Source organism: Halomonas sp. DP5Y7-2, assembly GCF_019802025.1.
GTDB lineage: Bacteria > Pseudomonadota > Gammaproteobacteria > Pseudomonadales > Halomonadaceae > Halomonas > Halomonas litopenaei_A.
This window is the reverse complement of record NZ_JAHVHY010000003.1, coordinates 338,423-359,452: the sequence shown is the minus strand read 5'-3', so window position 1 is coordinate 359,452 and position 21,030 is coordinate 338,423. Positions and strand designations below refer to the sequence as shown.

The 21,030-nt window shown below is 62.3% G+C and carries 22 protein-coding genes; 12 read left to right on the top strand and 10 right to left on the bottom strand.

The window, feature by feature from the left end:
- Positions 1–128 precede the first annotated feature (128 nt).
- The gene (locus KUW18_RS05175) at positions 129–1,217 is read left to right on the top strand and encodes a TRAP transporter substrate-binding protein (RefSeq protein ID WP_222560955.1); all 1,089 of its coding nucleotides are present in this window, start codon (positions 129–131) and stop codon (positions 1,215–1,217) included.
- 58 nt (positions 1,218–1,275) lie between these two features.
- Here KUW18_RS05175 and KUW18_RS05170 read toward each other — a convergent pair whose 3' ends face one another.
- The gene (locus KUW18_RS05170; protein ID WP_206942570.1) at positions 1,276–1,674 is read right to left on the bottom strand and encodes an acyl-CoA thioesterase; all 399 of its coding nucleotides are present in this window, start codon (positions 1,672–1,674) and stop codon (positions 1,276–1,278) included.
- A 298-nt stretch (positions 1,675–1,972) separates the two neighbouring features.
- Here KUW18_RS05170 and KUW18_RS05165 point away from each other — a divergent pair, with 298 nt between their 5' ends.
- The 7 genes from KUW18_RS05165 to KUW18_RS05135 all read left to right on the top strand — a co-directional run bounded on the left by KUW18_RS05165 (position 1,973) and on the right by KUW18_RS05135 (position 8,658).
- Positions 1,973–2,944, top strand: a complete 972-nt coding sequence (locus KUW18_RS05165) for a phosphate ABC transporter substrate-binding protein (protein WP_261396426.1) — start codon at positions 1,973–1,975, stop codon at positions 2,942–2,944.
- 73 nt (positions 2,945–3,017) lie between these two features.
- A complete protein-coding gene (locus KUW18_RS05160) occupies positions 3,018–4,226 on the top strand; it encodes an ABC transporter permease subunit (RefSeq protein WP_222560954.1) in 1,209 nt (402 codons plus the stop codon).
- A complete protein-coding gene (gene pstA / locus KUW18_RS05155; protein ID WP_222237896.1) occupies positions 4,223–5,803 on the top strand; it encodes a phosphate ABC transporter permease PstA in 1,581 nt (526 codons plus the stop codon). Before KUW18_RS05160 ends, pstA begins: the two co-directional genes overlap by 4 nt.
- A gap of 86 nt (positions 5,804–5,889) precedes the next feature.
- On the top strand, positions 5,890–6,663 hold the full coding sequence (gene pstB / locus KUW18_RS05150) for a phosphate ABC transporter ATP-binding protein PstB (RefSeq protein WP_206942567.1): 774 nt from the start codon (positions 5,890–5,892) through the stop codon (positions 6,661–6,663).
- Between the two features lie 32 nt (positions 6,664–6,695).
- The gene (phoU, locus tag KUW18_RS05145) at positions 6,696–7,430 is read left to right on the top strand and encodes a phosphate signaling complex protein PhoU (RefSeq protein WP_206942038.1); all 735 of its coding nucleotides are present in this window, start codon (positions 6,696–6,698) and stop codon (positions 7,428–7,430) included.
- 135 nt (positions 7,431–7,565) lie between these two features.
- Complete coding sequence (cysZ, locus tag KUW18_RS05140) at positions 7,566–8,294, top strand: sulfate transporter CysZ (RefSeq protein WP_206942036.1); 729 nt, start codon at positions 7,566–7,568, stop codon at positions 8,292–8,294.
- A gap of 28 nt (positions 8,295–8,322) precedes the next feature.
- Positions 8,323–8,658, top strand: a complete 336-nt coding sequence (locus KUW18_RS05135; protein ID WP_206942033.1) for a YnfA family protein — start codon at positions 8,323–8,325, stop codon at positions 8,656–8,658.
- A 58-nt stretch (positions 8,659–8,716) separates the two neighbouring features.
- Here KUW18_RS05135 and phoR read toward each other — a convergent pair whose 3' ends face one another.
- From phoR to KUW18_RS05115, 4 genes are all read right to left on the bottom strand, one after another.
- Positions 8,717–10,030 carry a phosphate regulon sensor histidine kinase PhoR gene (phoR, locus tag KUW18_RS05130; protein WP_222560953.1) on the bottom strand — a complete coding sequence of 438 codons (1,314 nt, stop codon included), beginning with the start codon at positions 10,028–10,030 and terminating at the stop codon, positions 8,717–8,719.
- 89 nt (positions 10,031–10,119) lie between these two features.
- Positions 10,120–10,809, bottom strand: coding sequence for a phosphate regulon transcriptional regulator PhoB (gene phoB / locus KUW18_RS05125; protein WP_222560952.1), 690 nt, complete (start codon positions 10,807–10,809; stop codon positions 10,120–10,122).
- A gap of 111 nt (positions 10,810–10,920) precedes the next feature.
- A complete protein-coding gene (ubiA, locus tag KUW18_RS05120) occupies positions 10,921–11,814 on the bottom strand; it encodes a 4-hydroxybenzoate octaprenyltransferase (protein ID WP_222560951.1) in 894 nt (297 codons plus the stop codon).
- Positions 11,815–12,048: 234 nt separating this feature from the next.
- Entirely contained in the window at positions 12,049–12,633 is a 585-nt protein-coding gene (locus KUW18_RS05115) for a chorismate--pyruvate lyase family protein (protein ID WP_206942026.1), read from the bottom strand.
- A gap of 155 nt (positions 12,634–12,788) precedes the next feature.
- Here KUW18_RS05115 and KUW18_RS05110 point away from each other — a divergent pair, with 155 nt between their 5' ends.
- The 3 genes from KUW18_RS05110 (at position 12,789) to KUW18_RS05100 (ending at position 14,978) form a co-directional block, all read left to right on the top strand.
- Positions 12,789–13,961: an FAD-dependent oxidoreductase gene (locus KUW18_RS05110; protein WP_222162287.1), complete on the top strand. Its 1,173-nt coding sequence runs from the start codon at positions 12,789–12,791 to the stop codon at positions 13,959–13,961.
- Between the two features lie 292 nt (positions 13,962–14,253).
- On the top strand, positions 14,254–14,529 hold the full coding sequence (locus KUW18_RS05105; RefSeq protein ID WP_045991652.1) for an HU family DNA-binding protein: 276 nt from the start codon (positions 14,254–14,256) through the stop codon (positions 14,527–14,529).
- 92 nt (positions 14,530–14,621) lie between these two features.
- Positions 14,622–14,978 carry a hypothetical protein gene (locus KUW18_RS05100; RefSeq protein WP_206942024.1) on the top strand — a complete coding sequence of 119 codons (357 nt, stop codon included), beginning with the start codon at positions 14,622–14,624 and terminating at the stop codon, positions 14,976–14,978.
- A 207-nt stretch (positions 14,979–15,185) separates the two neighbouring features.
- On the opposite strand, the gene recG is transcribed toward KUW18_RS05100, so the two are convergent.
- Together recG and KUW18_RS05090 are read right to left on the bottom strand one after the other, a co-directional pair.
- On the bottom strand, positions 15,186–17,267 hold the full coding sequence (gene recG / locus KUW18_RS05095) for an ATP-dependent DNA helicase RecG (RefSeq protein ID WP_222560950.1): 2,082 nt from the start codon (positions 17,265–17,267) through the stop codon (positions 15,186–15,188).
- Positions 17,264–18,181: a hydrogen peroxide-inducible genes activator gene (locus tag KUW18_RS05090; protein ID WP_222162289.1), complete on the bottom strand. Its 918-nt coding sequence runs from the start codon at positions 18,179–18,181 to the stop codon at positions 17,264–17,266. The genes recG and KUW18_RS05090 overlap by 4 nt, the downstream gene beginning before the upstream one ends.
- A gap of 115 nt (positions 18,182–18,296) precedes the next feature.
- Here KUW18_RS05090 and KUW18_RS05085 point away from each other — a divergent pair, with 115 nt between their 5' ends.
- Complete coding sequence (locus KUW18_RS05085; protein WP_222560949.1) at positions 18,297–19,175, top strand: SDR family oxidoreductase; 879 nt, start codon at positions 18,297–18,299, stop codon at positions 19,173–19,175.
- A gap of 110 nt (positions 19,176–19,285) precedes the next feature.
- Here the strand turns inward: KUW18_RS05085 and KUW18_RS05080 are convergent, their stop codons facing one another.
- The 3 genes from KUW18_RS05080 to KUW18_RS05070 all read right to left on the bottom strand — a co-directional run bounded on the left by KUW18_RS05080 (position 19,286) and on the right by KUW18_RS05070 (position 20,993).
- Positions 19,286–19,780, bottom strand: a complete 495-nt coding sequence (locus KUW18_RS05080) for an acyloxyacyl hydrolase (protein ID WP_222560948.1) — start codon at positions 19,778–19,780, stop codon at positions 19,286–19,288.
- A gap of 238 nt (positions 19,781–20,018) precedes the next feature.
- On the bottom strand, positions 20,019–20,531 hold the full coding sequence (thpR, locus tag KUW18_RS19940) for an RNA 2',3'-cyclic phosphodiesterase (RefSeq protein ID WP_222560947.1): 513 nt from the start codon (positions 20,529–20,531) through the stop codon (positions 20,019–20,021).
- A 72-nt stretch (positions 20,532–20,603) separates the two neighbouring features.
- Complete coding sequence (locus KUW18_RS05070) at positions 20,604–20,993, bottom strand: RidA family protein (protein ID WP_206942017.1); 390 nt, start codon at positions 20,991–20,993, stop codon at positions 20,604–20,606.
- Positions 20,994–21,030: the final 37 nt, after the last annotated feature.

Here is a 21,030-nt window from a genome sequence, read left to right as displayed (position 1 = left end):
AGGCCTGGCTTGCAGGCTAATTTCTCTTTCCCGCATACTTCCCGGCGGACACCACGCCGGGGAGAGCAGCCTTCGACCCTGCTGCTTTGATGCCGGCGTCGACATAACACGCTTCAGGAGCTCGCCCCATGGAACGCCGTTCCTTTCTCAAGACCGCCAGCCTCGGCGCTGCAGGCGTCGCCGCCGCCCCCTTTGTCAGCACCGCCAGTGCCCAGGAAACCATTACCTGGAACATGGTCACCTCCTGGCCCAAGAACTTCCCTGCATTGGGAACCGGTGCCAATGACCTGGCCGAGCGGATTGAGCGGATGTCCGGCGGGCGCATGAAAGTTAGGGTTCACGGTGCAGGCGAGATGGTGCCGGCCATGGAAGTCTTTGACGCAGTGTCTCAGGGCACCGCCGAAATGGGACATTCCGCTTCCTATTACTGGCGCGGCAAGGTGGCGGCATCCCAGTTCTTCACCGCCGTGCCATTCGGCATGACCACCACCGAGACCAACGCCTGGCTCTACAACGGCGGTGGTCAGGAATTGTGGGACGAGCTGTATGCCGGGCATAACCTCAAGCCATTTGCGGTGGGCAATACCGGGACCCAGATGGCCGGCTGGTTCAAGAAGGAGATCAACTCACTGGAAGATATGCAGGGGCTCAAGCTGCGTCTGCCCGGTCTTGCCGGTGAAGCCATGTCAGGCATCGGGGTCACCACGCTGACGATTCCCGGCAGCGAGATTTTCACTTCGCTGCAGACCGGTGTGCTCGATGCTGCAGACTGGGTCGGACCGTACAACGACTTGGCCTTTGGTCTGCACCAGGTCGCGGATTTCTACTATACCTCTGCCTGGAACGAGCCGAGTGCCATCCTTGAGGGGACGGTCAATCTGGATGCCTGGAACGCGCTTCCCGACGACCTCAAGGCCATCGTGACCGAGGCGGCGAGAGCCTCCAACCTGGCGATGATCAGTGAATTTGCCTTCCGCAATGCCGAAGCCCTGGACGCGCTGGTCAATGAGCACGGCGTGCAGCTGCGTGCCTTCCCTGACGACGTGATCACGGCGTTGCACGAATCGTCGGAGCAGGTATTGCAGAAGCAGGTGGACAGCGACGAGGCGTCTGCGCGCATCTACGAGTCATACCGCAACTTCCAGGCCCAGGTGCGCAAGTTCTCGGATGTGGGCGAGTTTGCCTATCTCAAGGCGCGGGACAACGTGCTGTCTTGATGTCTGAACGCCCGGGCAACGGTGGACGAGTGCCGTTGCCCGGTGGCAGGCCGTCGGATCAAGCATGCACGCCTCGGATGCGGCCATTGTCGTCCAGTGCCACCAGCACGTGGCGTGCCTCGGTGACCTTGTGGAGGTCATCCTCGCTGTCGTGAGCTGTACGAACCCATACCTCCACATCAATCTTGATCGAACTGTGGCCAATGTCACCGACCTGGGTGTAGACGCAGACCAGAGACCCCACACGCACCGGGCAGAGAAAGTCCATTCCCTCGATCGCCACGGTGGCGGTTCGTCCCCGTGCCTCTTGGCTGGCGGTCCACTCTGCGGCCTGGTCCATCAGGCGGGCTAACCAACCAGCGGGAATGTCACCGTGCGCGTTGGTGTCCTGGCGAGTCGCCGCGAGCTTCAAGGTCAGTTGACCCTTTGGCACAGGAACGTCATCGACTTCGGTCATCATGATGAGTGGCATCCGGCGTGAGTTGTTGTCATCGCTGACGTTCGCAAGCAAACGCCATCGTCGCTGACGTCATGAAACCACCCCGGAGCGATATACTCCACCGTTCGTGCGTTACCCTGCAGGGACGTCGCGCCGAGGACCACCACGCCCAGAAGCTTTGTTAGACGTTCTGCCAGAAGCTCTGGGTGGTTGCCTTGGCAACCATGTGGCACGGATGATGTGAAAACTCAGGAAGATAGCCGAGCGAAGGCGTCATTCTGTCTGACGTGATGCTGAGCCAATGCCGGGAGGCCAGATGTCCAGCGTGTCCCATTTTGCTGCCACCAGCAGGCGCATCGCAATGCTCCTGTGGCTGGGCTGGGTGGCATGGTTACCCTTGCCGGCGACGGCACACGATGTCGCGGGGGCATTGAACGCAGTAGGCTCGGACACCATGGCCGAGCTGATGCTGCGTTGGGGGGAGCAGTTCGAAGAGCAGCGTCCAGGCGTTCGTCTGCAGCTGCAAGTGGCAGGATCCGCCAGTGCTCCACCCGCGTTGATTGCCGGCACTACGCTGTTGGGCCCCATGTCGCGGCCCATGCAGGATGATGAGAAGGCGGCATTTGCGGCACGTCACGGCTATGCCATCACTCCCGTGGTCGTGGGCAAGGATGCCCTGGTCGTGGTGGTCAATCGGCATAACCCCCTCGAGCGTCTGAACCGCCAGCAGCTCGACGCCATCTTCTCCGATACGCTGGCCTGTGGTGCGGAAGAAAGCATCGACCACTGGCAGCAGCTGGGGCTGGATGATCCCCAGGGCAGCATCCATCTGTACGGTCGTAATGCGGTCTCCGGTACTCACGGTCTGTTTCGGCGTCGTGCGCTGTGTGATGGTGAGTTCAAGGTATCCGTCACCGTCTCGGCGGGATCGGCAGCGGTGGTCGCCGCTGTCGGTGACGACCCGCGAGGCATCGGGTATGTCGGTTTGAATCATTTGAACGCTGACGTGCGTGAGGTGGCCATTGCCGATGGCCAGCGTGACGTGAGACCTGAGCGTCAGGCGCTGCGGGATGGGGACTATCCGTTGGTTCGCGACTTGCTCATTTACGTCAACCGGCCCCCGGAAACACCGCTGCCGGAGGTAGAGCGTGCCTTCCTGGACATGGTGCTGTCGCCGTCGGGTCAGCGCGTGGTGAAGGAACTGGGCTTCGTGGCGCTGTCACCCTCGGCATTGATGGCACAGCGACGAGCGCTGGGGCTACCGGCGTTGGCACGAGAGGAACGTTGATCAAGCCGCCTTCTGTCATCCAGATGTCATGAAGATGTCGTAATCTTCCGCTATGCAACAATGGCTGGCCTAGATGTCTGATCCTACCTCCACTAATCCTCTCTATCGGTCCCGCCAGCGGCGAGATCGACTGGCCACCCTGCTGATCACGGCAGGGGGGATCGGTGTGCTGTTGACGGTCATTGCCATCGCGGTATTTCTGCTGGTGGAGGTGGTGCCCCTGTTCTGGCCCGGGGCAGACGGAATGTCTCTGAGTGCGCTGTGGTCGGCCCCCGGCACCAGTGGCGAAGCTGAGTTTCGCTGGCTGCCTCATCGCCTCGAAGAGGGGGTGGTTGCCCAGGCCAGTCTGGCGCCGTTGCTGTGGGGGACGCTTGAGGCCGCTATATGGGCGCTGATAGTGGCCATACCGTTGGCACTGGGCGCGGCGGCCCACTCGAGTCTGTATATGTCGCCGGGACTGCGTGCGCGCATGAAGCCGACCCTGGAGCTGATGGAAGCCATGCCCAGCGTCGTACTGGGTTTCATTGCCGGACTGGTGCTGGGCCCCTGGGTGGAACGCCATCTGGCCGAGGCAGTGTCCGTCGTGCTGCTGCTGCCCCTCGCGATGATCACGCTGGCGCTGGGCCATCGTCGGCTACCGGTCCCCGTGCAGCGGTACCTGTCGCTGAATTCGGCCGCCTTGTGGTTATTGCCCTGCCTGTTGTTGCTGGTACTCGCCGCGGTGCAGCTTGCCCCGCTGTGGGAGAGCTGGTGGTTCGGTGGCGACCTGCGCGAATGGGTCGAGCAGCGCTGGGGGCTCGATGTTCAGGCACGCAATGCCCTGATCGTGGGGCTGGCGATGGGGTTTGCCGTGATCCCCGGCATTTACGCGCTGGCCGAGGATGCGCTCAGTGATGTGCCGCGAAACCTGGCGGAAGGCGCCCAGGCCATGGGTGCCACGCGCTGGCAGACCCTGACCCGCGTCATGCTGCCGATTGCCCTCCCGGGGATCTTCTCCGCCATCATGATCGGGGCCGGTCGAGCGGTGGGAGAAACCATGATCGTGTTGATGGCCAGCGGTAACAGCGCCCTGATGACGGCGACGCCGTTGGATGGCCTGAGGTCGCTGGCCTCGAGCATTGCGATTGAACTGCCCGAAGCGGCACCAGGCGGCACTCACTACCGTTTGCTGCTATTGGCGGCCCTGGCGCTGTTTCTGTTTACCTTTCTGATGAACACCCTGGCCGAGCTGGTGCGTGCAAGACTCAGGCAGCGCTTCCGGCGTTCGCGGGGTGATACATGAAGATTCCCGGCCATACGGCGGTCGGCAGCAAGACGCTTAGACGTCCGCATGAGGGGCCCTGGGCGTGGTTGGCTGCGGCCTCGGTAGCGCTGTCGATATTGATGCTTGGCGCCTTGATTGTTCTGCTCAGCGTGAAGGGGCTGGCCAACTTCTGGCCGTCGACCCTGCACGAGGTCACCCTTGATGACGGCGACACGGTCATAGGCGTGCCTTTTGAGCAACGCACGCTGCCCGGTGGAGAAGGCGTCGAGCGGCGCTACTGGATAGCCAATCGCGATGATGGCGGTGGCATCTGGCGCTGGTTGAGCGTCCCGCGGCTGGCGAGTGACCAGACGCCTGATGACCTGGTCGTGCTCGAGCGACGTCACTGGGGCACCTTCTTCGGTCGCCTGGTGGCAGTGAGGCTGGAGGGTGAACGGCTGACGGGAGAGGCCGCGTGGCTGGCCATGGAGCAGCGGCTCAAGGAGCTTGATGCCCTGCGCCAGGCCCGACAGCAGTTGACCCGTGATGACATACTGCCGTTGATCCGGCGCATGGAGCGCGAGCCGTCGTCGAGCGAGGCACAGCACCGCCTGGATGACCGGCAACTGGAAGCGTTACAGGCGCGGGCGACGGAGCTTCGTCGGTTGCAGCAGGGCGGCGTACTGGTGCTGGAGAACAGCCAGGGCCAGCGTCAAGAGCAGCCCTTGGAGGAAGTGCTGGATGCCTGGCGCCCCAACGCCATGGCCTGGTACGAAAAACTGGGCCACTGGGGAGGAGAACTGTGGCAATTCCTGTCCGAGGGGCCCAGGGATGCCAACACGGCCGGTGGCGTGTGGCCTGCGATCTTCGGCACTATCTTGATGGTGTTGCTGATGTCGGTGCTGGTCACGCCCTTCGGTGTGCTGGCTGCCGTCTATCTCAATGAAGTGGCCCATCAAGGTCGCTTGACTCGGCTAGTGAGGATTGGCGTGCGCAATCTGGCCGGGGTGCCCTCCATCGTGTACGGCGTGTTTGGCCTCGGGGTCTTCGTCTATGGTGTCGGTGGCAGCATTGACCGGTGGTTCTTCGACTCTTCTCTGCCATCGCCGACCTTTGGTACCGGCGGATTGCTGTGGGCATCGTTGACCCTGGCGCTGTTGACCCTGCCGGTGGTGATCGTGGCCACTGAAGAGGGCCTGTCACGGATTCCCCTGCACCAGCGCGAGGGGGCACTGGCACTGGGAGCAACACGCTTCGAGACCTTGACTCGGGTGGTGCTGCCGATGGCCATGCCGGCCATGCTGACAGGACTGATTCTGGCGGTGGCCCGGGCCGCAGGAGAAGTGGCGCCGCTGATGTTGGTCGGCGTGGCAAAGCTTGCACCACAGGTTCCAGTGGACGGTGAGTTTCCTTTCCTCCACCTTGAAAGAAAGTTCATGCACCTTGGCTATCACATCTACGATGCCGCCTTTCATTCCAGCGATGTTCAGGCCGCCATGCCGCTGGTCTATGCCACGGCTCTGTTGTTGGTAGTGGTTATTTTGGTGCTTAACCTGACTGCAATATTCATGCGGCATTATCTGCGCAAGCGTCATGGTGCGCCGGTGCGTCGATGATGCAGGGAGAGTCAATGTCCATCGATGGAAGGCTGCCCCAACGCCAGCTCAGCCAGGCCTCCCTGGGAAGTCGGCGCGGGGCGGTCATGGCGTTTTCGGAAGCCGATACGTGCCTGGATATCCAGGGGCTAAGCCTGGCCTATGCGGGCAAGCCTGCATTGAAGGATCTGACGCTGCGCATCCCGCGGCACCGAGTGACGGCCTTCATCGGGCCGTCGGGCTGCGGCAAGTCGACGTTGCTGCGGGCACTTAACCGGCTGCATGACCTCAACGAGGACGTCAGCCGGCGCGGCAGTATCTATCTCGATGGGCACGACATCCATGATTCGCGAGTGGCCGTGTCGGAGTTGAGGCGACGGGTAGGCATGGTTTTTCAGGCACCCAATCCTTTTCCCATGTCGATCTACGACAATGTCGCCTTTGGTTTGCGACTGCAGGGGGGACTGAGCAAGCGGCGCATCGATGATGTGGTCGAGTGGGCGCTGAAGTCAGCCGCACTGTGGGAAGAAGTGAAGGGGCGCCTGCGTGCGTCAGCCTGGTCACTGTCAGGTGGTCAACAGCAGCGACTGGTGATTGCGCGGACCCTGGCGGTAGAGCCCGAGGTGCTGCTGCTGGATGAACCCGCCTCCGCTCTCGACCCGATCTCGACGCTCAAGATCGAGGAATTGATTCGCACGCTGAAGCCACATCTGACCCTGGTACTGGTCACTCATAACATGCAGCAGGCGGCACGCGTGTCCGACTACACGGCGTTTCTGCATAACGGTGAGCTGGTGGAGTACGGACCGACCGACACCCTGTTCACGCACCCGCGCCTGAGGCGCACCGAAAACTACATCACCGGACGTATGGTGGGCTGATCGCCCCCTGCACCTCCCTTCAGGAGACCTCCATGGATATCACCAGCGATACCCACAGTCAGCATATCTCGCGCCAGTTCAATCACGAGCTTGAAGAGCTCAAGACCCACCTGATGGCCATGGGTGGCCTGGTCGAGAAGCAGGTGCAGGATGCTGTCAGCGCACTGCTCGACTCCGACTCGGCGTTGGCCTCCCGGGTGGTCGACAATGACCGCGCGGTCAACGATATGCAGATCAAGATTGATGACGAGTGCACCCGCGTGCTGGCCCGCCGCCAGCCGGCCGCCTCGGACCTGCGCCTGGTGCTGGCGGTGATCCGCGCCGCATCCGATCTCGAGCGTATCGGTGATGAAGCCAGCAAGATCGCCCGTAACGCCATCGAACTGGTGGACGGCAACAATGGCACTCGCGGGTTCGTCGAGGTGCGCAATATCAGCGAGCACGTTCGCCACATGATGCGCGATGCACTGACCTCCTTCGCCCGCTTCGATACTGAGCTTGCGATGCAGGTGGTGCAGGAAGACGAGCGCGTCGACAGCGAGTATCAAAGCGCCATGCGATCGCTGATGACCTTCATGATGGAAGATGCGCGGTCTATCTCGCCAGTGCTCGCCATCATGTGGATTCTGCGAGCCCTAGAGCGCGTGGGTGACCACGCCAACAACCTGGCCGAGTACGTCATTTACCTGGTCAAGGGCCTGGATATCCGTCACGTCTCGCCGGACAAGATTGACCCGGATCTGCTGGACGACGACGCCTCGTCTTGACCTGAACGCCGCAAGCGGCGTCAATAGGCCGGCCCTGTCAGGGTCGTTGCCGGTACCCTGAACTGCGGGCCATCGTCGAGACGATGGCCCGCAGTCGTTATGGCCTTGTTGATGTCATTGCCAAGGATAGAAGTCATGCTGAATGCTATTGAGGCGGTTCGTCGCGGTACGCGGCTGGTCTATAGCCGTGGACTGCGCCGCTACGTCTTTCTTCCCATTCTGGTCAATCTGCTGGTCTATGCCGGCATGCTCAGCTATGTGCTGGGTGAGTTTGGTGGCTGGCTCGACAGCTGGATGGCCATGGTCCCGAGCTGGCTGGAGTGGCTCGACTGGCTGATCTGGCCCCTGTTCGTGGTCAGCCTGATCGTGATCGTGTTCTTTTCGTTCACCCTGGTGACCCACCTGATCGCTGCCCCCTTCTACGGCTTTCTGGCAGCGCGTGCCGAGGTCGAGCTGACGGGGCAGGAGCCCAGCGACGACCGCGGTTGGCTCAAGACCGGTGTTGATGCACTCGGGCGTGAACTGCTCAAGCTGGCGTATATTCTGCCGCGCATGATAGGCCTGTTCATCCTCAGCTGGATACCCGTGGTGAATCTGGTGGCACCGCTGCTCTGGGCGGCCTTCAGCGCCTGGACCATGGCGATTACCTATCTCGACTATCCGATGGACAATAACAAGGTCAGTTTTCCCGATATGCGCAAGCGACTGTCGGCGCGCTGGTGGCCGAGTATCAGCTTTGGCGGCCTGGTGACGCTGATCACCTGGATACCACTGGCCAATCTGTTTCTGATTCCCGGCGCAGTGGCCGGCGCTGTGCTGATGTGGGATCAGCACTATCGCCAACTGCCGGTGGTGCGTCGCTGATGGCGATCTGTCACCTGGCCGGTGCGGGATGTTGACAGGGTTGCCTGGGCTGGCCATCTACCTGTTGGCAGCGGTGGCCGAGATCGCCGGCTGCTTCGCGGTCTGGCGCTGGTGGAGGGCGGATGGTGCGGCCTGGTGGCTGTTGCCCGGTCTGTTCAGCCTGGCGTTGTTTGCCTGGCTGCTCAGCCAGGTAGACGCTGACTATGCTGGACGCGCCTTTGCCGCGTACGGCGGCGTGTATATCGCGGCATCGTTGGGCTGGATGTGGTGGGTGGAGCAGCGCCCCCCCGATCGCTGGGACATGATGGGGGCGGCGCTTTGCCTGGCGGGCGCTGCGGTTATCTTGCTGGGTCCCAGGAGCTGAAAAGACACAGTGCTGCCAGCCTGGCTTGAAGCGGGGCTGGTGTGTCCCTGGGGCGGGGTCAGGGCGAGGCGGCCGTCTGGCGGTTCTCCTGCACTCGGCTCGAGGGGAAGATACAGCGGAAGGTGGCGCCTTCACCCGGATGTGAGTCGATGTCGAGGCGCGCATCGTGGCGCAGCAGCACGTGCTTGACGATGGCGAGGCCTAGTCCGGTGCCACCGGTCGCCGTGCTGCGTCCCTTGTCTACCCGATAGAAGCGCTCGGTGAGGCGCGGAAGGTGCATCGGATCGATGCCGTCGCCGTCGTCCTCCACCTCAAGGCAGGCGCCATCACCATAGGCCCGCCAGCGTAGCTGGATACGTGCGCCATCGCCGGCATAGCGCACGGCATTGAAGGCCAGGTTGGAAATGGCACTGTGAATTTCCTTCTCACTGCCCTTGAGCCCACGCGGATCGTCGATGGACACCTCGATCTGCTGGCGCCCACCCGACAGCGCCTGCGCATCTCGCTTGACGGTCTGCAACAGCGTGGTGGGGTCGAGCCGCGTGTGGTCATCGCCGCCCTGATCGTTTTCCAGTCGCGACAGTAGCAGCAGATCATTGACCAGGTTCTGCATCCGACGGGTCTGGTTCTGCATCTGCGCCACCCCCTTGCCGAGCCGTTCGGGCAGCATGTCGGCCATGTCGCCGTAGGTCTCGAGATAGCCAGTCAGTACCGTCAGTGGCGTGCGCAGCTCATGGGAGACGTTGGCCACAAAGTCTCGGCGCATCTGTTCCAGGCGATGCAGGCGCGTGATGTCGCGCGCCATGACCAGGCGTTCATCGTCACCGTACAGGGTGATCTGGAACTGCAGCATCATGTTCTCGTCGATGGGCGATGGCAGGCTCAGCGGCTCACGATAGTCCCGCTCGTTGAAATAGCCGACGAAGCGCGGATCACGCAGCAGGTTGGTGATATGTTGACCACGGTCCAGCGCCGGCTTCAGGCCTAGCATGCGCTCGGCAGAGCTGTTCCACCATTCGAGATCGCCATGGCGATCCAGCATGACCACACTGTCGCGCATCGCTTCAGAGGACTCCTGGATACGCTGAAGCGTTGAGCGCAGACGTCGTTGGGTAATGCGCTGGCCCTTCTGGTAGCGATAGAGTCGATCAAACAGCTCGCCCCACAGGCCGCTGGCGGTGGGAGGTTCCTGCTGGGGACGATGGGTCAGCCAGTCGTGCATGGCGTGCAGGTTGCGCAGATGATAGGCGAGACCAAGCGTCAGGCCCGCTCCGACGCCGACACTCGTCAAGGAAAAGGGCCAGCCCAGCAGGGCGCCGATGCCGACCAGCAGGGTCAAGCGCCAGACTTCTCGTCTCCACAGTCGACCCACGTCAGCTCCTGGCTCCGTTCACCTATGTCCTCCTGTCTGCCGCCAGCCGTACAGGCGCTGTCAAGCCTGCGTGGAAGGGAGGCAAGACGTCACATCTTGGCCGAAAAACGGTAGCCGGTGCCGCGCACGGTCTGAATCAGCTGCTGATGTGGCTCGCCAAGGGCCTTTCGCAGGCGGCGAATGTGCACGTCGACGGTGCGTTCCTCGACGTAGACGTTGCCACCCCAGACCTGATCAAGCAACTGGCCGCGGGTGTAGGCGCGTTCCTGGTGGGTCATGAAAAACTGCAGCAGGCGGTATTCGGTGGGCCCCATCTCGAGCGACTTGCCGTCGACGCTGACGCGGTGGCTGACAGGATCGAGCTTGAGCCCGTCGACTTCCACCGGGTCTTCAACGCCTCGGGGAGTGGCACGACGCAGCACCGCTTTTAGACGGGCGACCAGTTCCCGGGGAGAGAACGGCTTGGTGATGTAGTCGTCTGCACCTGCTTCAAGCCCCTGAATCTTGTTGTCCTCCTCACCCTTGGCGGTGAGCAGGATGATCGGCAGCTCGGCGGTGGTTTCTTCCCGCTTGAGGCGGCGTGCCAGCTCGATGCCACTGGTTCCGGGCATCATCCAGTCCAGCAGCAGCAGGTCTGGCTGATCGTCCACGATAATCGCGTGAGCCGCCTGGGCATTGTCGGCCTCGAGGACCCGGTAGTCGGCCATTTCCAGTGCCACCGCGATCATTTCGCGGATGGGCGCTTCGTCGTCGACGATCAATACGGTCTTGGCTGTCATCCCGGGCCTCTTGTTCAGGGTCTTCCTATCAACGGTGACAGATGACACCACGTCAATGTGACATTTAGATGACATTGGCCGACCTGTCGAGCCCTCGACAGCTCGACAGGGTCATCCCAGGTCGGGATAGAGACTCAGCGCCAGGCCGGCAAACAGCAGCAGGCCCGACCAGTGATTGTTGAGAAAGGCCTGGAAGCAGCGATCGCGATCACGCTCCTTGATGAGTTTCTGTTGGTGGATAAAGGTAGCCGCCATGGCCAGCCATCCCAGCCAATAGAAACCGCCGATATTCAGCAGAGCGCCCGCCCAGGCCAGCAGGCCCAGCGTTGCCAGCTGCAGCAGCGCGATGATGCGAGTGTCCCAGCGACCAAACAGCACTGCGGTCGATTTGATGCCGATCTTGAGATCATCGTCACGGTCCACCATGGCGTATTCGGTGTCATAGGCCACCGTCCACAGTACATTGGCGGCGAACAGGATCCAGCCGACCGTGGGTACCTCGCCCAGCACGGCACCGAATGCCATGGGAATCGCCCAGGAAAAGGCCGCCCCCAGCACCACCTGGGGAAAGTGGGTGTAGCGCTTCATGAAGGGATAGCTGGCGGCCAGCACGGCGCCGATCAGCGACAGCCATACGGTAAAGCCGTTGGTCAGCCAGACCAGCACGAAGGCCGCTGTCAGCAGACCGACGAACAGGATCTTGGCTTCCTGCTCGCTGATACGCCCAGTCGCCAGAGGGCGGTGTTTGGTACGTTTGACGTGACCGTCGAAATGGCGGTCCGCATAGTCGTTGACGACACAGCCTGCTGCTCGCATCAGGTAGACGCCAGCGACAAAGATCAGCAGGGTGTCGCGGGCGGGAATGCCGTCCGCCGCTACCCACAGCGCCCACAGTGTTGGCCACATCAGCAGCCAGGTGCCGATGGGGCGGTCCAGACGCATCAGCGCCAGGAAGTCGGGAATTCGGGCGAGGCGTCCGGGGGGACGCAGCAGGGAGCGGTCCATCGTGGTCTCTCGAGGGCTAGTGGAAAGTCGCTGTCACAGGCATCGTGGCGGGCACGCTTCAGTCGTGTCCGCATCCGCTGGTGTGGCGTTGAGCGTCGAAACAAGACGAGACAGTTCATCCATGGGTGTCGCCGGGAGCGACCATTTGCTGCCAGGTCTGGTCAGCGCTTGTCGACATGACGGACCAAGCCTAGCGCGGGGAGACGGGCGTGACCAGTACAGCGCGGTCGCTGTCTAGCCTGGAGACGGGTCCAGTGACAGTGCCTCGGCCATGGCGGGCAGAAAGCTCTCTTGCACCAGCATCACCCAGCCCCCGTGGCAAAACAGAGAGCGCCGTTGCCAGATACCGCGGTATCCGTGGATAGGACGAGATATCCGGCTGATCTCGATCGGGCTGCGGCGAAGATCCGGCTGCTGAAACAGCCAACTGCCCAGCGAGTTTTCGCCAAGGCCGGCAAAGGGCGCCTGTTGATCGCTCACCCGTGGTGCCACTGAGCGTGCCACCACCCAAGGGACCTCGTCGACGCACAGCGCGACCTCGCGCAGCCAGGCCTGCTGGCCGGCCGCCAGTCCCAATGCCTCGGCCTCGTCCGGCCATGGCTGCCCCAGGTATTGGTCGAGCAGACGCACGTGAAAGCGTCCCTCGCCAGCGGCCGCCATCAGTCTCTCCGTCAGTGAGTCGCGGGAAGCCAGCCACTCCAGCCAGCGCTCAGAGATAGCATGCGACGATGCGGGGATGTCGCGCCACTCGGGAGTCGATCGCGGGCACTCGGGCTCGACATGGCAACGGGACGGGGTGACATGAGGATGCTGTGACATGGGGCCTTGAGGTCCTTGCTGCACCGGACGTCGTGCTCCGGTAGATGGGCGCATAGTGTACCATGGTGCACAGGAGTCACTCGCTGGAGCCCCCGCTGGGCACTCCGGTTTCTTGAATGACCGCAGGGCGGTCGTCGGCAGAGTCGAAGTACGTGATGCAAGCACCCTTGACCATCATCGGCACTGGCATGGCAGGCATTGGCCTGGTGCGCCAGGTGCGCGCACTGGACGCCCGGCGTCCGATCACCCTGATCACGGCCGATAGCGGCGATGACTACTCCAAACCCTTGTTATCCACGGGCTTTGCCAAGGGCTTGGCGGCGGATCGGCTGGCGGCCCGTTCGGCCCTGGAGCTGGCCGATCAGCTGAATGTGGTGGTGCGCCCCCATACCTGGGTAGACCGAATCGACACAGCGTCCTCGTGTCTGTGGATTGGCCAGGAACGGCTGCCCTGGTCGGACCTGGTGCTGGCTACCGGTGCCAGCCCTGTCGCTCCCTTCGCCATTCCGGCGGAGCTCAGCGGCCGCGTGTTCTCGATCAATGATCTCGATGACTACCGCCGCTTCTCGGCCATTCTTGACGGCCTGGAGCGTCCGGCGCGAGTGGCGGTGATCGGGTTGGGCCTGGTGGGCTGCGAGTTCGCCAACGACCTCCAGGCGGGCGGACACCAGGTCGTCATGGTTGGCCCGGAGCCCACCTTGCTGCCGAGGCTGCTACCCCAGCAGCCGGGCCAGGCGCTGGGCAATGCGTTTCGTGACGCTGGCATCGAGATCAGAAGCGGGCGCCTGGTCGACAGCGTAGCGCGTCAGGCTGCGGGCGATGAACAGGAGATCGTCCTTCGGCTCGATGACGGCCAGACGCTGAGCGCTGATCTCGTGCTGGTCGCTACGGGGCTCAGGCCCCGCAGCCAGTTGGCCGAAGCGGCGGGCATCCGTACCGGCCCCGACGGCATCCAGGTGGATCGCTATCTATCGACGTCCTGTCCGCGTATACACGCACTGGGAGACGTGGCATCGGTGGACGGCGTCAACGCGATGTATGTGCAGCCGTTGCAGGCATCGGCCAAGGCCCTGGCCGCTACCCTGTGCGGCAGCCCGACCCCGGTGAGCTACGGCCCATGGCCCGTGCTGGTCAAGACACCGCTGCTGCCGGTGGTGGCGTTGCCGCCGGCAAGTGAGCGAGTGCAATGGCGGATCGAGGCCGATGGCGATGACATCAGCGCCCTTGCCGAGGACGAACAGGGGCAGCTCAAGGGGTTTGCGTTGACGGGAAAATGCGTTCGTCGGAAAGTCGAACTGGCGCGGGCGGCACCGCCGTTGCTAGGCTAGGTTCGTTGATGGTGGCTGGGCCACCGTCGTTGAAGGTGCCATCGTTGCAGTGTGTGATACTGATTCTGATTCGTGTAACACGAATGGACGGTGTCACGTCGATGGATTTCGAGTGTCATCTCACCACAACAAGGATGCACTGATCGATCCGTGACGTTCATTGCCGGCATCGTATGGGAGCGTTGGCATGGCAGGACCTGGAAGGGTCCAGGTGGACACACGGACAGTGTTTCCATAACAATGATCCCGGTGCCATGGCACCGGGTAGTCAAGCCAAAATTAGGAGGGCTGTATGCGCAAGCCAGAACTCGCCGCGGCAATTGCCGAGCGCGCTGATCTATCCAAGGACAAGGCCAGCCAGGTGCTGAACGTGATTCTCGACGAGATCACCGGCAGTGTTTCCTCGGGCCAGGATGTGTCTTTGATCGGCTTCGGCACCTTTACCGTGCGCGAGCGTGCCGCGCGGACCGGCAAGAATCCCCAGACGGGTCAGCCGTTGAAGATTCCCGCCAGCAAGACAGTCGCCTTCAAGCCCGGCAAGGGCCTCAAGGACGCCGTCGCCCGCTGAGGCGACGCTTGCCATTGTCAGAAATGGCAGCGAATGGCTGATATCGCGGCTCGCTTGGCGGGCCGCGCCTTCCTATTCCAGCGTGAGGCAACATGACTCTGAGACTGATGTTGTGGCTGCTGGGTGTCATGCTGAAGCGGGCACTCAAGCGCAAGGCGCGCTTTCGTGAGCGGCTGGAAGAAAAAGGTGGGCTCGACTGGGGTATCGCGACAGAGGACCTGTCGATCGCTCGTTACTACCGCATGCGGCCCAGCGGTATCGAGACCCAGCGAGGACTCCCTGTCGACCTGGACCTCGAGCTGCGCTTCCAGGATAGCCAGACAGCGGTGAAGGTGTTGCGTCGGCCCACCCAGCAAGTGTTTTTCGACGCCATGATGTCGGGACAGTTGCGCCTGGTAGGGGACGCTCAGGATATGGACAGATTGCAGCGTCTGCTCAAGCATCTGTAGGTGGATGACGGCAACCATTGTGTGGCTCGTGATCGCGCGGAGCTGGCCCACCGACAGCGAGTGAATCTTGGCACCCTCATCCACCACACCTTGATCGTGTTACAGAACTTGATAGTGCTGCAGGCATTGAGGACATCCCGTTTCAGGGAGCATCACCCACCGTCTTCCTGCACGCTTCCCACGACATGCCTTATGGCTCTGCGCGGTCTACACCTGCCCATAGCGCCCAGCTTCTTCTCCCAGCCAGCGCCGGATCAGCGGGCGACTGGCCCCAGGATCGCGTGCCAGTAACGCGTCCGCCAGTGGGGTGATCTGTGGCAGCAGGTCGGCGTCGCGTTCCAGATCGGCAATCTTCATCTGGGCCAGGCCTGTCTGGCGGGTGCCCAGCACCTCGCCTGGACCACGAATTTCCAGATCCCGCTCGGCAATGCGAAAGCCATCGGTAGTTTCTCGCATCACCGCCAGGCGCTGCTTCGAGGTGTTCGACAGCGGCGGGTGATAGAGCAGCACGCAGTAGCTTTCGGTGCTGCCTCGACCGACGCGTCCACGCAGCTGGTGAAGCTGGGAGAGCCCGAGACGTTCAGGGTTCTCGATGATCATCAGGCTGGCGTTGGGCACGTCGACACCGACTTCAATGACGGTAGTCGCTACCAACAGGTCCAGCTCACCGCCCTTGAAGGCAGCCATGGTAGCGGCCTTGTCGGCGGCTTTCATGCGACCGTGTACCAGCCCGATGGACAGCTCAGGCAGGGCCTCTGTCAGCTCCTGATGGGTCACCTCGGCTGCCTGACAGGTCAGCGCCTCGGATTCCTCGATCAAGGTACACACCCAGTACGCCTGCCTTCCTTCGGCACAGGCGTTACGAATTCGTGCAATGACGTCGGGCCGACGCTCGTCCGGCACCACAGCAGTGGTGACCGGAGTTCGGCCGGGCGGTAGTTCATCAATCACCGACACATCAAGATCGGCATAGGCACTCATCGCCAGGGTGCGTGGGATCGGCGTCGCAGTCATGACCAGCTGATGGGGCGTCAGACCACCTTGCTCGCCTTTCTCGCGCAGTGCCAGGCGTTGGTGGACGCCGAAGCGATGCTGCTCGTCGATGATGGCCAGGCCAAGGCGGTCAAAAGAGACGTCATCCTGAAAGATGGCATGGGTGCCGACAATCATCCGCGCCCGACCATCGGCGATAGCCGCCTTGGTATCCAGTCGTGCCTTGCCCTTGAGCTTGCCCGACAGCCAGGCGACGTCGATGTCCAGAGCGATGAACCAGTCGCGAAACGCCCGATAGTGCTGTTCTGCCAACAGTTCCGTCGGCGCCATGATGGCGGCCTGGCAGCCTCCGGCAATGGCGGTCAGGGCGGCCATGGCAGCGACCACGGTCTTGCCTGAACCCACGTCACCCTGGACCAGCCGCAGCATGGGAGCAGGCTTGGCCAGATCGACGCCAATCTCGTCGAGCACACGCCGCTGGGCGCCGGTCAGAGAAAAGGGCAACTGCGCCAGAAAACGCGTCTTCAGACTGCGTCCGCTGGGCAAGCAAGGGGCGCCGTCGGACTGAATACGCAGGCGCACCTCGCGCAGGCTCAATTGATGGGCCAGCAGCTCTTCCGTGGCCAGGCGTCTGCTGGCCGGATGGCGGCCATCGCTCAGGGCGTCGACATCGCTGTCCGGGGGTGGGTGGTGCAGGGTCTTCAGGCTGTCCTGCAGTCCGACCAGGGAAAACTGTTGGCGAATGTCGTCCGGCACATAGTCGGGCAAGGCTGCTGGGTCGGCCTCGAGCATCGCCATGGCCTGGTCGATCAAGGCGCGCAGCCTGGCCTGGTGGAGACCCTCGGTGGTCGGATAGATGGGGGTCAGATGATCTTCCACGGGTGGCTCGTCACCCCCGATCAGGCGGTACTCGGGGTGGTAGATCTCCAGCCCCGTGGCACCGGCGCGGGCTTCACCGAAGGCGCGCACCCGTGTGCCTGGACGGAATTGCTGCTGCTGGGCAGGAGAAAAGTGAAAGAAGCGCAGGCTGAGAATGCCGCTGCCATCCTTCAGTCGCACCAGCAGACTGCGGCGCCGACCGCGGATGACGTCAGCGGCACTGACATCTCCCTCGACGACCGCTTCATGGCCCCCGCGCAGGGTCGCGATGGGGGTGATCCGCGTGCGGTCCTGGTAGCGCAGCGGCAGATGAAAGAGCAGATCCTCGACGGTCTCCACTTTCAGCCGCGCGAGCTTCAGTGCCAGCGCCTCGCCCACACCCTTCAGTGATGTGACGGCTTCGTTCAGGCGACTCACGCCGTCTCCTGGTCGGCGGCGCGGCAGCGGGCGATGGCTTCAGTGACCGCATCGATCGCCTTGGGCCGCGGAAAGCTGGCGCGCCAGGCGATCGCCACCGTGCGCCCCGGGGGCTCGCTGAACGGTCGGCTGATCAACATGCCGCTCTCATAGTGGCTGGTACCAATGGCGGAGCGTGGCAATACCGTGATGCCAAGACCCGACGCGACCATGTGGCGAATGGTCTCCAGGGACCCGCCTTCTGCGGTCAGCGTGTTGTTGGGACTGTTGAGCTTCTGGCTGATGGCCGGGCAGGCTTCCAGGATCTGGTCACGGAAGCAGTGACCTTCACCCAGCAGCAGCAGGCGTTCTTCCAGCAAGTCTTCCTTGGCGATGCTCTTGCGCTTGGCCCAGCGATGATCTGACGGTAGCAGAACCTCGAAGTCTTCTTCATACAGCGGCTTGGTGACCACGTCGGTCTCGGTAAACGGCAGGGCGACGATGATGGCATCCAGCTCGCCGTTCCTCAGCTTGCGCCGCAGCCCACCGGTGAAGCCTTCCTCGATATAAAGAGGCATCTGGGGGGCGCCTCGGGTCAGCTCCGGAATCAGATGCGGGAACAGGTAGGGCCCGATGGTGTAGATCGCACCAATGCGCAGGGGACTGGCCAGCTGGTCACGTCCGGCCGTCGCCAGTTCCTTGATGGCGCTGCTTTGTTCCAGCACGCGCTGAGCCTGCTCGACGATCTTTTCGCCGAGGGGTGTGACCTGTACCGTGGACTTGGATCGCTCGAACAGGGCGACCTCCAGCTCCTCTTCCAGCTTTTTCACCGCCACCGAGAGTGTCGGCTGGGAGACAAAGCAGCGCTCTGCGGCACGCCCGAAATGGCGCTCCTGGGCCAAGGTTACGATATAGCGGAGTTCTGTTAGAGTCATATGGTGCCGATCGGCATCCTCTGTTCGGGGTATTGATCAAGGCGCCAGACGCTGGATGCGCGGGTCTCCGGACCGGAGCCTCATAGGGATTTTATATCAGGGGGACGCGGTAAAGGTGAAGACGACGACGTTGATTGTTGGTTGTGGCGACATTGGCATAGCGCTGGGCCGTGAACTTCTGGCCAAGGAACATCGGGTCATTGGTGCTCGGCGCCACCCCGAACGGCTGGCCGAAACGGGCATCGAGGGAGTGACGGTGGATCTCGCCGATCCTGAATCCGTGACTGCTCTACCGGATGCTGACATCGTGGTATACGTGGTCAGCGCTGACCGCTTCGAGGAAGATGCGTATCGTGCGGCATATCCGCAGGGGCTGAAAGCGGTCCTGGGCACCCTGTCAGAACGTGATGTCCCGCCCCGCCATGTGTTCTTCGTATCCTCCACCAGCGTGTACGCCCAGCGTGACGGAGAAACGGTCGATGAACAGAGCCCTACCGAGCCATCCGGCTTTTCCGGCGTGTTAATGCGGGAAGCCGAACAGGCGTTGATCGATCACTCGCTACCGGGAACCGTGGTGCGCTTTTCCGGCATCTATGGGCCTGGCCGCGACCGTCTGATTCGGCAGGTCAGTGAAGGACGGATTGCGCCCGCCACGCCCCCCATGTACTCCAATCGCATTCATCGCGACGATTGCGCCGGGGTGCTGGTGCACCTGATCGACAAGGCGTTGCAGGACGACGCCCTGGCCCCGCTCTATCTGGCCAGTGACAGCGAACCCGCCCCGCTCAATGAAGTGATGACGTGGTTGGCCAAGCAGTTGAAGGTCGAGTGCACCGAGACCATTCAGTCCCCGCTGCGGCGCAGGGCCAGCAAGCGTTGCGATTCTCGTCTGCTGATCGAGAGCGGCTACCGTTTTCGTTACCCCAGCTTTCGCGACGGCTACGCTCAGGTCCTCAAGGAAGGGGGCTTCCTGCAGGTGGATCCCGTCGGCTGAGATTGCCTGGAAAGGTCAGGGCCCGCGACATGTGTCACGGGCCCGGTCGCTAGGACAGCTCGACAAGACGCTGATGGCACAGCGAGTCATCACGGTGCCTATGGGCTTGGCTAGTAGGCCAGACGCCAATTCAACCCATACAGCTCGAAGCCGTCATTGGGTTCCTTGATACTGGCGTTGGAGTAGTGGGTGACGCTGACTGACAGGTCACCATAGACCCCCATTCTTACGCCCAGAGCCAAACGATCTTCGAACTGAAAGGCGCTGCCCAGGTCTCGGTCCTCGATGTGGGTATCGACAAATCCTGACGCGCCAATACCTCCCTCGACGAAGACGTGTTCCCAGCTGTAGCGAAGTGCCGGACGAACATAAAACGCCTGGTTATCGCTGCGTTCATCCCCCTCGAAAAGAATGAATCCTGTGCCCAGGCGAAGATCCAGTGCCGGATGATAGTGGCTGAGGTCAAAGGTCCAGTCGTAGCCCAGGTCCAGGGCTCCTGTCCCTTCACTGGTGGAGCCGAGACCAAGCGTCGGACCAGCCATGGCTGGAGTGGCAAGGCTGGCAAGCAGGCAGACGGCCAGCGGACGAGCAAGTATGTTTGGCATGAGTGTTCCCTGGTTCTTTTCATCCCTTGTTATTGGCCTGCGATGTCCCTGCAAGCCTTCACCCGAGACAGGGTGAACCTGTCTGTCACGCATGTGCGGTCGGTGCGGACCGCGGGGGGCTGGCAGCACGTTGGGCAAAGGTGCTGGCAACTCTGTGTATGATCGATGCCACAAAGATGCGTCAGTTTTTTGCCAATAGAGCCACCAACTGACGGTGATTCACCCTGATGATTCGCCTTCATGCCTTGCTGGAGGCCAAGATCGTGTAGTGGCTTCCCTCATGGCTTAAAGATGACTGTATTAGGTGAATAGAAGTATAGGGCCAGCAGAATTTGTCCACGGATAAAGCTTGTGCCGCAGGCGCCATTGCTCTACGCCGTAGCGATACATGGGGACGAAAATGAGAAGGCCGGTGAGCCAGTCCCATGTCAGCGAGCTGACGAGACAGCGCTGCCTGTTGCAGCAGAAGATTCTGAGGTGGTTGCCCGGGGCCGATCCAGACAATGCCGGGAGTCTTAAAAACACCGAGGGTATCGAGGACGAGCCGGCCGTTCACGGGCGGGTAGTGTTCGACAAACTGGCGAAGGCGTGCGCTTGTCGTCGCATCCTGTTCACCCAGGAAGGCCAAGGTCAGGTGAATATTGGCATCGGCAATGCGGCGGCCGCCACAGTCAGCCTCCAGCGCTTCGGAGAGGGCACCCAGGCGCTTGCGCAGGGCGTCGTCAGGGAGCAGGGCGATGAACAGTCGCATGATGGGCTGGGCCAGCGAGGAGCCATGCCGGTACCTTGATGACGCCACAGGCACCGGCAGGCGTGAGGGTCATCAGTCGCCGATGACCATGACCGCTTCTGCTTCGAACTGGCTGCCCTTGGGCAGTGCCTTGACGCCTACCGCCGCACGGGCCGGGTACGGCTTGGTGAAGATCTCTTCCATCACCTTGTTGACCGTGGCGAAGTTGTCCAGGTCCACCAGATACAGGTTGAGCTTGACGATGTCCTGCAGTGAGCCAGCGGCTTCTTCGCAGACGGCTTTCATGTTGGTGAACACCTGGCGCGCCTGGGCCTCGAAGTCATCCGACACCAGCTCCATGGTGGTCGGGTCGAGCGGGATCTGGCCTGACAGGTAGACCGTGTTGCCGGCCTTGATCGCCTGGGAGTAAGGACCGATGGCGGAGGGGGCTTGATCGGTGTTGATAACAGCCTTGTTGCTCATTATTGACTCCTGATGTCATGTCGATGGCGACAGCCAC

What these genes read in the sequence shown, in the direction of transcription:
- ubiA (WP_222560951.1), bottom strand. Translation starts at nt 11,814, where the DNA reads ATGGACCGCTCCCTGCTGCGTCCCCCCGGACGCCTCGCCCGAATTCCC.
- KUW18_RS05105 (WP_045991652.1), top strand. Translation starts at nt 14,254, where the DNA reads ATGCGCAAGCCAGAACTCGCCGCGGCAATTGCCGAGCGCGCTGATCTA.
- pstB (WP_206942567.1), top strand. Translation starts at nt 5,890, where the DNA reads ATGGCGTTTTCGGAAGCCGATACGTGCCTGGATATCCAGGGGCTAAGC.
- KUW18_RS05110 (WP_222162287.1), top strand. Translation starts at nt 12,789, where the DNA reads ATGCAAGCACCCTTGACCATCATCGGCACTGGCATGGCAGGCATTGGC.
- KUW18_RS05080 (WP_222560948.1), bottom strand. Translation starts at nt 19,780, where the DNA reads ATGCCAAACATACTTGCTCGTCCGCTGGCCGTCTGCCTGCTTGCCAGC.
- KUW18_RS05070 (WP_206942017.1), bottom strand. Translation starts at nt 20,993, where the DNA reads ATGAGCAACAAGGCTGTTATCAACACCGATCAAGCCCCCTCCGCCATC.
- KUW18_RS05135 (WP_206942033.1), top strand. Translation starts at nt 8,323, where the DNA reads ATGTTGACAGGGTTGCCTGGGCTGGCCATCTACCTGTTGGCAGCGGTG.
- cysZ (WP_206942036.1), top strand. Translation starts at nt 7,566, where the DNA reads ATGCTGAATGCTATTGAGGCGGTTCGTCGCGGTACGCGGCTGGTCTAT.
- phoB (WP_222560952.1), bottom strand. Translation starts at nt 10,809, where the DNA reads ATGACAGCCAAGACCGTATTGATCGTCGACGACGAAGCGCCCATCCGC.
- KUW18_RS05160 (WP_222560954.1), top strand. Translation starts at nt 3,018, where the DNA reads ATGTCTGATCCTACCTCCACTAATCCTCTCTATCGGTCCCGCCAGCGG.
- thpR (WP_222560947.1), bottom strand. Translation starts at nt 20,531, where the DNA reads ATGCGACTGTTCATCGCCCTGCTCCCTGACGACGCCCTGCGCAAGCGC.
- phoU (WP_206942038.1), top strand. Translation starts at nt 6,696, where the DNA reads ATGGATATCACCAGCGATACCCACAGTCAGCATATCTCGCGCCAGTTC.
- KUW18_RS05100 (WP_206942024.1), top strand. Translation starts at nt 14,622, where the DNA reads ATGACTCTGAGACTGATGTTGTGGCTGCTGGGTGTCATGCTGAAGCGG.
- pstA (WP_222237896.1), top strand. Translation starts at nt 4,223, where the DNA reads ATGAAGATTCCCGGCCATACGGCGGTCGGCAGCAAGACGCTTAGACGT.
- KUW18_RS05090 (WP_222162289.1), bottom strand. Translation starts at nt 18,181, where the DNA reads ATGACTCTAACAGAACTCCGCTATATCGTAACCTTGGCCCAGGAGCGC.
- KUW18_RS05115 (WP_206942026.1), bottom strand. Translation starts at nt 12,633, where the DNA reads ATGTCACAGCATCCTCATGTCACCCCGTCCCGTTGCCATGTCGAGCCC.
- KUW18_RS05165 (WP_261396426.1), top strand. Translation starts at nt 1,973, where the DNA reads ATGTCCAGCGTGTCCCATTTTGCTGCCACCAGCAGGCGCATCGCAATG.
- KUW18_RS05170 (WP_206942570.1), bottom strand. Translation starts at nt 1,674, where the DNA reads ATGACCGAAGTCGATGACGTTCCTGTGCCAAAGGGTCAACTGACCTTG.
- KUW18_RS05175 (WP_222560955.1), top strand. Translation starts at nt 129, where the DNA reads ATGGAACGCCGTTCCTTTCTCAAGACCGCCAGCCTCGGCGCTGCAGGC.